Below are 10,319 nucleotides of genomic sequence, written 5' to 3' on the forward strand. Positions count from 1 at the left end.
ATACATGAGTATCTACCGCAATGGCTGGTGTACCAAACAGTACTGACACAACCACATTTGCCGTCTTACGCCCTACGCCTGGTCATACAACGAGTTGATCAAACTCACGAGGTACCTCCCCATGGTATTGTTCAACTAAAATCTGACAAGTAGCAATTAAGTTTTTCGCCTTCGATTTATAAAGACCACAATCCTTAATAAGCGCTTCTAACTTAGTGACACCAATTGCTAACATCTTTGCCGGATGATTTAACTCAGGGAATAATCGTTTAGTGACGATATTTACCCGTTCATCCGTACATTGAGCGGACAAGACAACGGCTACTAATAATTCAAATTCATTTGTATACTCAAGGGCAGGTTTTGCATCAAAATAATGCTCTTGTAATAATTTTAACTGCTCTGCCTTTATTGCTTTTGTTACACGCATACAGCTCTCCTTTCTCACTTGTGAAAGTACAGACGCGTACAACTTATATCTTACCATACGTATTCATTTAGTTCTATGTTATAATAAATCATGTTATTCTAATATAGAATACAGGAGGTCAATATGAGTAATATTAACGATACATTAAATCGTATAAACGAACTGGCAGCAAAGAAAAAATCTGGTCAAGAATTAACACCAGAGGAGTTAGCAGAAAAAAAAGAACTTTATGAAATCTACTTAGGCTTTATTCGAGGTCAAATCACAGATACTTTAGATCGCGTTGAATTCGTAGATCCTGAAACTGGTGAACGAACAGCTCCTAAACGAGCTCTAGAAAATTTGGCTAAAGAAGCTGACCAAGATATTAAAGAGCATAAAGATATTCACTAAAACTCAAAAAAGCCCTTTGATACATGTATCAAAGGGCTTTTAACATAAGCAAAACTTATCTATTATAGTTTGCCAAGACGTTTCATTACATTATAGATTTTTGTAGCTAAACCAGTCATTTGGAATTTAGGAATACCGCAAGCAGCTACACGAATACCGTTAGCTAAAGCGATAACATAAACATGTTCTTTCTTTAATTCTTCACAGATAGCATTGGCAGAATCTGTAGGAATTGTAATGAAGAAACCACCACGGTAAGGCAACATAGGAAGGCCTACTTCTGCTGCTTCTTGTTTAAAGATGTCAGCACGATCGCGAATCATTTGGTAATTGCTATTACGCTCATCTTCATAAGCTTTAAATTTAACAGGATCTGCCACAATATTTGCCATGGTACGCATTGCAGGACGACAAATATTAGACCATGTTGCACGGCTAGTGTTTTTGTTAATTTCTAAGAATTCATCAGCGATTTCTTCGTCATCAGAAATACCAATCATAGCACCTACACGTTGACCGTACATAGTGAAGCCTTTAGACAAGCTATAGCAAACACATGTAAGGATAGCTTTTGGCAAGTGCCCAAATTTACTAAAGAATGCGCGTACTTCCTCTCTATCGCCAGAGAAGTCAAGGTACGCCACATCAATACCAATGATGACATTATTACGACCAATCGCAACGAGTTCTTTCAAGAAATTAAGGATGGAGTCCCAATCTTTGTCTTCAATAGAGTAACCAGTTGGGTTATTACCAGGTGTATTAAACAAGATGACTACATTTGTTTGTCTTGCAGCCAATTCGTTTACACGATTTTTAAATGCTTCATGATTAAAGTTATTTTGCTCATCAAATAAAGAGTACGTCACAAGTGTACGACCAATGTCGCTGCAAATTACTTTATAAGCACCCCAGTACCAGTCAGCAGTTAATACTTCATCACCAGGCTCAGTATAGTTATAAATTAAGTGATGGATGCCACCAGTACCACCAGCTGTAGCAATGCTACGGATGTGACCTTCAGGACGAGAATTACCAAAACATTCTTTCTCAGCAGCTGCTAGAAACTCTGGAATACCTGCAATTGGAGCATAACCAATATGTTCAGTGTCAGAAAGACCCAAATATTCTTCTTTAACGGTTTTAAGGAAAACTAATTTGCCATCTTCATCGTGAATAGCGCCTAAAGTACCATTTACAACGTTCTCGCGACCATTTTCTTTAGCATCAGCTAAAGCTTGTCCAGCAGTAACGAAGATCACGTCTTTTAATTTTTTCCCTTTTGCATGCTTTGCAGCTACACTTGTCATAACTTACACCATCCTATCTAAAATGAATATTACACATTTATAATACCTAAACTTATTTAATTATACAATGTGTATTCAGAAAATATATTGTATACATAAGAAATTTTACTAATCACATTCAATTTAATCATTAATTTAGCTTTGTATAGAATATATTAAATATCCTATATAAAGCTTTCATAATTAATAATATACAAAAAATAGTAAATTTATAACAAAAAAGGACCACTCATAAGAGTGGTCCCCCAGTTCCTTAGAAGGAGTAGCCTACACCAGCGTGTAAGCCTTTTGCAGTTTTATCGTTGCTATCTACACTATATTTATCATAGCCATAGTATAGATTTAAATCGATATCAGGGCGTACTTCGTATTGAGCACCTACTTGGTAAGTTTGCTTAATATCGTTACCCCAACCAGCTTTAGCAAAGCCGTTTACTTTGTCTGTCAAAGGTACATGACCGATAACACCAGCTTGGAAGCCTAGTTCAGTGTCATTTGTACGAATTGCAGTACCTGCACCATAAACGTTTACGTTTGGATGCACTTTGTAAACTAATGCTAATTGATGATCTTTGATATCACCATTTTTTGCATTTACTTTATCATAAGAATATTGTACTGCAGTTTTATCGGAAAGATCGTGTTGCAAAGAAACACCGAAACCATCGTTGCTATTACCGCCACCTTTGGATACATGTTGTTTAAATGCATAATCAGCTTGTACCTTAGTGGAACCATCGCTAATTTTTGTTACAGGTGCTGCTGCAAATGCGCTACCTGCTACAACTGTTGCTGCTAGAGTTAATAATACTAATTTCTTCATTTGTACCTCCTATACACATACCCACTGGTATGTCTTACTAAGTTACTATTTACAGATGTTATAGTTATACACTCTATAAATTAGCGTTTCATGAATACAGGGATATCAGGGATACCGCTGTTAGAATTTGTAGTGGATGCTGGACGAGATGTAGTCGTTGTTTTACCGAATTCTGGCACACTTTTTGCACTAGAATTGAAGCCAGTTGCAACAACTGTAATTTGTACTTTATCGCCCAAGCTTTCATCGATAACAGAACCGAAGATGATATTTGCATCAGGATCTGCTGCATCAGAAATAATTTCAGCTGCTTCATTAACTTCAAAGATACTCAAATCAGAGCTACCAGAGATGTTAAGCAAGATGCCTTTAGCACCATCGATGGAAGTTTCCAACAATGGGCTATTAATAGCCATTTTTGCAGCGTCTGCAGCGCGGTTTTCACCTTCGCCAACACCAATACCCATCAAAGCTTCGCCTTGTTCTGTCATGATAGTTTTAACGTCAGCAAAGTCAAGGTTGATCAAACCAGGGATTTGAATCAAGTCAGAAATACCTTTGATACCTTGGCGAAGAACATCATCGGCTTTACTGAATGCATCAGTAATAGTACATTTTTTATCAACAACTTGTAATAATTTGTCATTAGGGATAACGATAATTGTATCAACTTTTTGAGTCAAGAACTCAATACCTTTTTCTGCTGCAGCACGACGGCGTTTACCTTCGAATGCGAAAGGTTTAGTTACTACGCCTACAGTTAACGCGCCAACTTCTTTAGCACATTCTGCAACGATTGGAGCAGCACCAGTACCAGTACCACCACCCATACCTGCAGTTACGAATACCATGTCAGCACCTTCAAGAGCTTTGATGATTTCTTCGCGGCTTTCTTGAGCAGCCTCTTCACCAACTTGTGGATTAGCACCTGCGCCAAGACCTTTAGTTACTTTTTCACCAATTTGAATTGTTACATCTGCTTTAGACAATTCAAGCACTTGGTTTTCTGTATTAACTGCTATGAATTGAACACCTTTAATTTGGTTATCTACCATGCGATTAACAGCGTTGTTACCACCGCCACCAACACCGATAACTTTAATATTTGCAAAATCAGACATTGAACTTCCTCCTCTTATCGTTATTTATCGTATCAATATACGTCCCAATGTATCGATTTATATACTGACTATTTATAACAATTACATTTATTTTACACTAAAATTTGAAAACTTTCCACTATATAGAATGTGATTTATTAGAACCGCTTAGTCATAATAATCTTGCGTATAGCACCTACATTAATAAATACTCGCAACCCAAACCCAATGAGAGCTACATAGTATAGATTAATACCAATTAGGTCTCCTACATATACAAGAATAACAGCTAAAACTACATTTGAAAAGAACCCAATCACAAAATTGCTAAGATCAAAGATTCGTTCTAAGGCAGCCCGACTACCGCCAAATACTGCATCTAATGCAGCTAGAACCGCTACAGATGTATAGTTCGCATAACCGATAGGAATATGAAATGGTGCTATCCAACCTAATGTAGCCCCTACAATGAGACCAGCTATGGCAAAGATATAAATATTCATTCTTTACCTCCTAACTCATTAGGCTTCATATGTTCTTCCCGAAATGTTCCTGTGAAAGCTGGAATAGCCACCTCATTCTCTTCCTTGATGGTTACCTTAATTCCCCAATGTTTAAGGGAATCTACTACTCCACCACGCATAGTAAGCGCAGAGTTTAGCGTTTTAGGATCACCGATAGCTTTTACAATAAAGGGTGCCCCAAAAACTTTTCCATTCACAGTAATAGTAGGACCAGAACAACGTATTTCTGATGTTCCTATCAACCGTTGATCATTGATAGCTATCGCCTCAGCCCCACCAGCGCGCAACTCATTGACGATACGTAAAATATCTTCATCATGAATTACAAATAAGTTAGGATTTTCACCACTCTGAATGGGTTTCAAACTATCTTCAATCAATACGCTAACGCCAGAACCTTTAACATTGGTTAAAGCAGCTCTCATCATGAGCTGATCATCAGACTTGCCATCACCAGTAGCACCGGACTGTTTAAGCGTTTCTATTTGTTTTAATAATGCATCCCGCTCACTTTGGGCTTCACGTAGTTGAACGGCTAAATCACCAGCCCGCTGCAAACGAATGTTTTCTTCTATATTATCTTGTGTCATCTTATATTGAGTTACAACCATGAACCCTAATATACAGCTGACTAAGGCTATTGCCCACCGTTCGTGTCTCACGACAATCATCTACCTTTTATCTTCAACATGACCTTGTTTATCTTGTTTTGTATCATCTTTCTTAGTAGATGAAGTTTCCGTAGTCGGTGCCCCATTTTGATGTTTCTTTCCTTCAGGAATTACATCAGTCTTAATGTACGGTGATGAAACATTAACATCTATATACTGTACATTACCATGGGTTTTCTTAATATCTTGTAACATCGACTGTGTTAGCTCAGCCTTTTTAGGTAAGTCTTTACCATCACCTAAACGAATCTGTACACCAGATACGGTATAAGCCATAATTGCATCGGGATCACCAATATTGACCTCTGCAATATTCTTGAACGTACTTTCATCAAGAGAATTCAAATACTCAAGAGCTGCTAGAATTGGCTTATCTACTACCGTATCGCCTAATAAAATATTTCCAGCTTTAACACCAGAAATCATTGGTACAGATGTATCTTGTATGGCTGGTTCTGATGCGATAACTTGACCTTTACTATCAATAGTTAAGTATCCGAACTGAGCGGGTACTACAGCAACGGCCTTGCGTTCTACAATGTGAACCTCCATAGTCAGTGGCAATTGATAACGTATATGAGCCTCTTCAACCCGTAAATCCTTTGCCAATCTAGATTTCAATTTTTCTGTACTAATTTGCAAAATGTTCACAGGTTCATGTATATCACCTGCTACCATCACATCTTGTACAGTTACCTTATCCGATCCCGTGATTTTTAAGGATCCAAAAGGAATAGGTAGTGTAAACAACCCCACCAACACGAGAGTAACTGCACCACCGATTTTTAACACTCGTTTTCTAAATACAGCCCGTTCATCACGAACAGGTGTAGAAGACTGCATCTCCCCAGAGCTGGATGGATGGTTTTGCTTATCATCCATAGATAACTCCTTATGTTCTATTTAGCCTTTAAAATTTCCCTATACTAGCTGTTAATAGAATTTTTTCACATAATGTTGGGAAATCGATTCCCATTTCATTAGCTGCCTTTGGCACTAAAGACGTTGCCGTCATACCAGGAACAGTATTGTACTCAAGAACATACATTTTATCTGCATGATCTGTCATAATATCTACACGAATAACCCCACTGCCTTGTACTTCGCGATATACAAGTTCCCCAATGCGTTGCATTTCAGCAGTCATTACGTCACTAATAGGTGCTGGTACAAGATACTCTGTAGCACCTACAGTATATTTGCTCTTGTAGTCATATTCGCCAGAATGTGGACGAATTTCAATAACTGACAATGCTTTACCATCCAAAACAGCCACCGTAAATTCGCGGCCATCAAGGAATTGTTCTACTACGATGATAGGATCATATTTAAGAGCCTCTGTTACAGCTGCTTCTAATTGTGATTCTTCTCGAACGATAGTAACGCCTATACTAGAGCCTTGCGTAGCAGACTTAACAACTACAGGAATGGTAAATTCTTTACGAATATGATCGATAATTGCTTCTGCAGATTCAAGATTACCGTTATAGGATTCAGATCTTGCAGTTGGGATATTAGCCCCTTTAAATACGTCTTTACTTACTTTTTTATTCATTCCGACAGCATGCGCCATGATACCAGAGCCAGTATATGGAATTTCTGCCATTTCTAAAAGACCTTGTAAAGCACCGTCTTCACCATAACGACCATGAATGGCATTAAATACGACTTCACCGCCTAAGGAATCGATATCTTGCAATACTGTGCGAGGATTAAGTTCTAATGTTTGAGCCTTGTACCCTTTACTCACAAGTGCTTCTGCAATAGCCGCACCAGTGCGTCGAGATACTTCAGCCTCTTCGGAAGGACCACCCATCAATACGATTATTTGTTTATCTTTCATTGTAAGCCTTCCTCCAATATCGCTAATAATTTTGGGCCATATTGATTAATAGAACCAGCCCCCATTGTAATAACTAAATCATTTGGTCTTACTACTTTTGCCAATACCTCAGGTAAATCATCAACAGATGGTACATAATTTACGTCTTGACCAGTCGCCTCTTTGATGGCATTTGGAATCGTATTTCCATCAATACCAGGAATTGGATCTTCACCAGAGCTATAAATATCTGTCATGTACACTTCGTCAGCGCTTGTGAAAGCAGTAGCAAACTCATCTTTCAACAAGCTTGTACGAGAGAATCGATGTGGTTGGAATACACAGATGACACGATGTTTCTCAAGTTCTTTTGCGGCTTTCAAAGTAGCTTTGATTTCTGTCGGATGATGAGCATAATCATCTACAACCCATACACCAGCTACATGACCTTTAGTTTCAAAACGGCGTTTTGCGCCGATAAATTTGCCTAAGCCTTTAGTAATAACACGTGTTTCTACACCACAACAATCATGAGCCACAATAAAGGCTGCTAAAGAGTTCAATACATTGTGGTCACCAGGTACACGCAAACGAACGCGCTCAATGTTAACACCTTTATGATATACATCGTATACCAATGTAGAATCTACATAGTGAATATTTTTAGCTACATAATCATTACTATCATCTAAGCCATAAGTAATAAAGTTGCGTTTTACGCGACTCATGACATAGCGAATACTTTCATTATCACCACATACGATAGCCTTGCCATTTTCTGTTAATGTTTCTACGAACTCACAGAACGCATTAAGCAAATTCTCCATCGTTTTGTAGTGATCCATATGATCATCTTCAATATTAGTAATAACGATAGTATGTGGACGTAATTTCAAGAAAGACCCATCACTTTCGTCCGCTTCAACTACGGAGAAGTGGCCTTTACCAAGACAGCTACTGCCTTTAAGGTAATCTACTTCACCACCGATGATTACCGTAGGGTCTGCATCAGCCTCTACTAGAATTTGGCCAATCATAGATGTAGTAGATGTCTTACCGTGTGCACCGGCTACTGCGATGCCATCCGTTACGTCTAACACAGCTTTTACAATATCAGAGCGATGTAAAATAGTAATTCCTTGTTCTTTCGCGGCAACGATTTCTGGATTATCCTCACGAATCGCTGTAGAACGAACTACTGCATCTACACCATTTACATATTCTTTATTATGACCGATATGAACCGCAGCACCCATTTCTCTAAACTTAGAAATAACGGCAGATTCAGCTACGTCCGAACCAGATACGTCATAACCTTTTTGAATTAAAATATTCGCTATAGCACGCATGCCAGATCCACCAATACCAATGAGGTGAATCTTGTGAATACCGTCTAACATAAAAGCTCTCCTTGTTACTTTGCAATAGATAATGCAAGTTTTGCAATATCATGAGCTGCATTTGGTTTGCCCAACTGCAATGCTCGTTCTCCCATTTGTGCCAACAAATCACGGTTGGCCATAAACATCTCAATTTCCCCGATTAAGTCGTGAGCACTCAACATTTTATCAACAATCATGTGAGCTGCCCCTTCTTGTACAAAGATACGCGCATTATACGTCTGATGATCTTCCGCTGCATATGGATACGGAATCAAGACAGATGGAATGCCACGAACTGCCAATTCAGCAAGGCCTATAGCACCAGACCTAAACACAGCTAAATCAGCTGCTGCCAAAGCCTTAGGCATATCATGTAAATACGGCAAAATTAAAGATGATTCACCCAAGCCTTCCCCATCGGTAATGCCCAATTGAGATAATACAGATTCATACTCTCCATCGCCTGTAATATGGATTAATTTAATCCCTTCCTTACCTTGGAAATGTTTATGTACATCAATCATGGCATTATTGATGGTTCGCGCCCCCCGAGAACCACCTGCTATGAGGACTGTAAAAGTATCATCACTTAGGTTGAAATACTTTCGTCCCGCTGTTCTAGAGTCAACTAATACCTCAGGACGAACTGGATTACCAGTATACACTACGCGTTTTGCTTTTGAAAAAGATGCTTCTGCATCCTTATAGCCCATAGCTACCACATTAACAAAACGGCTCAAAATTTTATTAGTAATGCCTGCAATGACATTCTGCTCTTGAATTAAGGTTGGAATATTATGTAATGCAGCGGCCATAAGGATAGGCCCACATACATAACCACCAGTACCAATTACCACATCAGGTCTAAACTTGCAAATGATAGCATTAGCTTTAATGATGCCTAACGCAGTTTTACCTAATGTAACTAATGTGCCCAACGATAATTGACGTTGCAACCCTTGTACGGGAATCGTAGTGAACTCAATACCCTCTTTAGGAACTAATGTAGCCTCTAAGCCTTGCTTTGTTCCTACATATAATACCTTTGCATCAGGGTGTTGTTTCATGATTTCCTTATATATAGTTATTGCTGGATATATATGTCCACCAGTGCCACCACCAGAAATAATGATTCTTTTCATTAATGGTGTCCCCCTTCTTGCAACATCTGAACACAAGCTTTAAAGTCGTCACCGCGTTCTTCAAAGCAACTGTACCAGTCAAAGCTCGCACAAGCTGGAGATAGTAATACAATATCACCAGACTCAGCTAATTTATAACCTTGTTCTACAGCTTCTTTCATAGACGAAGCACGGTAAATAGGCTCTACACCAGCCTCTTTTGCAGCCTCTTCAAATCGATCTGCTGCTTCACCCATGAAAATAACAGCTTTTGTATTTTCTTTTACAAGCTCCATAAACTCTTCTAAAGGAGTCATTTTGTCATGACCACCAGCCAATAGAATTACTGGTTTACCAAAAGATTCCAAAGCTTTAACTACAGAATCAACATTGGTCGCCTTAGAGTCATTATAGAATGTAATGCCATCAATGGTTTTAACTCGTTCTAAACGATGTTCTACACCGTGAAATTCGCTAATAATGCGATGGATTTCCTCTACAGGTACGCCTAACGCATACGTTAAAGCAATAACCGTTAAGATATTTTCAATGTTATGACTGCCTGGAATATGGATATCTTCATCGCCAATAACAGATGTTTTTACGCCATTTTTTACTACATAACACTGACCATTAGCATAATATGCACCATTCTCAACAGATTGCTTTTGGCTAATTTGTAAAATTTGACTAGATGCACGATGCTCCATATCGGCTACTACAGAATCATCAATGTTGAGAAC

At 38.6% G+C, this 10,319-nt stretch carries 11 protein-coding genes and 1 pseudogene; 1 reads left to right on the forward strand and 11 read right to left on the reverse strand.

Features of this window, described 5'->3' with window-relative positions:
- Positions 1-430 (reverse strand): annotated as a pseudogene (gene nth, locus Q0F90_RS04660) (endonuclease III); the annotation flags it as partial.
- 123 nt (positions 431-553) lie between these two features.
- Between nth and Q0F90_RS04665 the strand changes: the two are divergent.
- Positions 554-823, forward strand: coding sequence for a DUF896 domain-containing protein (locus Q0F90_RS04665; protein WP_296003804.1), 270 nt, complete (start codon positions 554-556; stop codon positions 821-823).
- Between the two features lie 62 nt (positions 824-885).
- On the opposite strand, the gene Q0F90_RS04670 is transcribed toward Q0F90_RS04665, so the two are convergent.
- The 10 genes from Q0F90_RS04670 to murD all read right to left on the reverse strand — a co-directional run.
- The gene (locus Q0F90_RS04670) at positions 886-2,133 is read right to left on the reverse strand and encodes an aminotransferase class I/II-fold pyridoxal phosphate-dependent enzyme (RefSeq protein ID WP_296003806.1); all 1,248 of its coding nucleotides are present in this window, start codon (positions 2,131-2,133) and stop codon (positions 886-888) included.
- A 253-nt stretch (positions 2,134-2,386) separates the two neighbouring features.
- A complete protein-coding gene (locus Q0F90_RS04675; RefSeq protein ID WP_054748658.1) occupies positions 2,387-2,956 on the reverse strand; it encodes an outer membrane beta-barrel protein in 570 nt (189 codons plus the stop codon).
- An 80-nt stretch (positions 2,957-3,036) separates the two neighbouring features.
- Positions 3,037-4,077 carry a cell division protein FtsZ gene (gene ftsZ / locus Q0F90_RS04680; protein ID WP_265138884.1) on the reverse strand — a complete coding sequence of 347 codons (1,041 nt, stop codon included), beginning with the start codon at positions 4,075-4,077 and terminating at the stop codon, positions 3,037-3,039.
- Positions 4,078-4,214: 137 nt separating this feature from the next.
- Positions 4,215-4,559, reverse strand: coding sequence for a small basic family protein (locus tag Q0F90_RS04685; RefSeq protein ID WP_296003811.1), 345 nt, complete (start codon positions 4,557-4,559; stop codon positions 4,215-4,217).
- On the reverse strand, positions 4,556-5,251 hold the full coding sequence (locus Q0F90_RS04690) for a DUF881 domain-containing protein (protein ID WP_367113408.1): 696 nt from the start codon (positions 5,249-5,251) through the stop codon (positions 4,556-4,558). Before Q0F90_RS04690 ends, Q0F90_RS04685 begins: the two co-directional genes overlap by 4 nt.
- Positions 5,252-6,133, reverse strand: coding sequence for a cell division protein FtsQ/DivIB (locus Q0F90_RS04695; protein WP_296003813.1), 882 nt, complete (start codon positions 6,131-6,133; stop codon positions 5,252-5,254).
- Between the two features lie 28 nt (positions 6,134-6,161).
- Positions 6,162-7,094: a D-alanine--D-alanine ligase gene (locus tag Q0F90_RS04700; protein WP_296003814.1), complete on the reverse strand. Its 933-nt coding sequence runs from the start codon at positions 7,092-7,094 to the stop codon at positions 6,162-6,164.
- Complete coding sequence (gene murC, locus Q0F90_RS04705; RefSeq protein ID WP_296003816.1) at positions 7,091-8,473, reverse strand: UDP-N-acetylmuramate--L-alanine ligase; 1,383 nt, start codon at positions 8,471-8,473, stop codon at positions 7,091-7,093. The genes Q0F90_RS04700 and murC overlap by 4 nt, the downstream gene beginning before the upstream one ends.
- A 14-nt stretch (positions 8,474-8,487) precedes the next feature.
- On the reverse strand, positions 8,488-9,597 hold the full coding sequence (gene murG / locus Q0F90_RS04710) for an undecaprenyldiphospho-muramoylpentapeptide beta-N-acetylglucosaminyltransferase (protein WP_296003818.1): 1,110 nt from the start codon (positions 9,595-9,597) through the stop codon (positions 8,488-8,490).
- Positions 9,597-10,319, reverse strand: a 723-nt coding sequence (gene murD / locus Q0F90_RS04715) for a UDP-N-acetylmuramoyl-L-alanine--D-glutamate ligase (protein ID WP_296003820.1), incomplete at its 5' end; no start/stop codon positions are given. The genes murD and murG, both read right to left, overlap by 1 nt.

Source organism: uncultured Veillonella sp. (genome assembly GCF_934190855.1).
Taxonomy (GTDB): domain Bacteria; phylum Bacillota; class Negativicutes; order Veillonellales; family Veillonellaceae; genus Veillonella.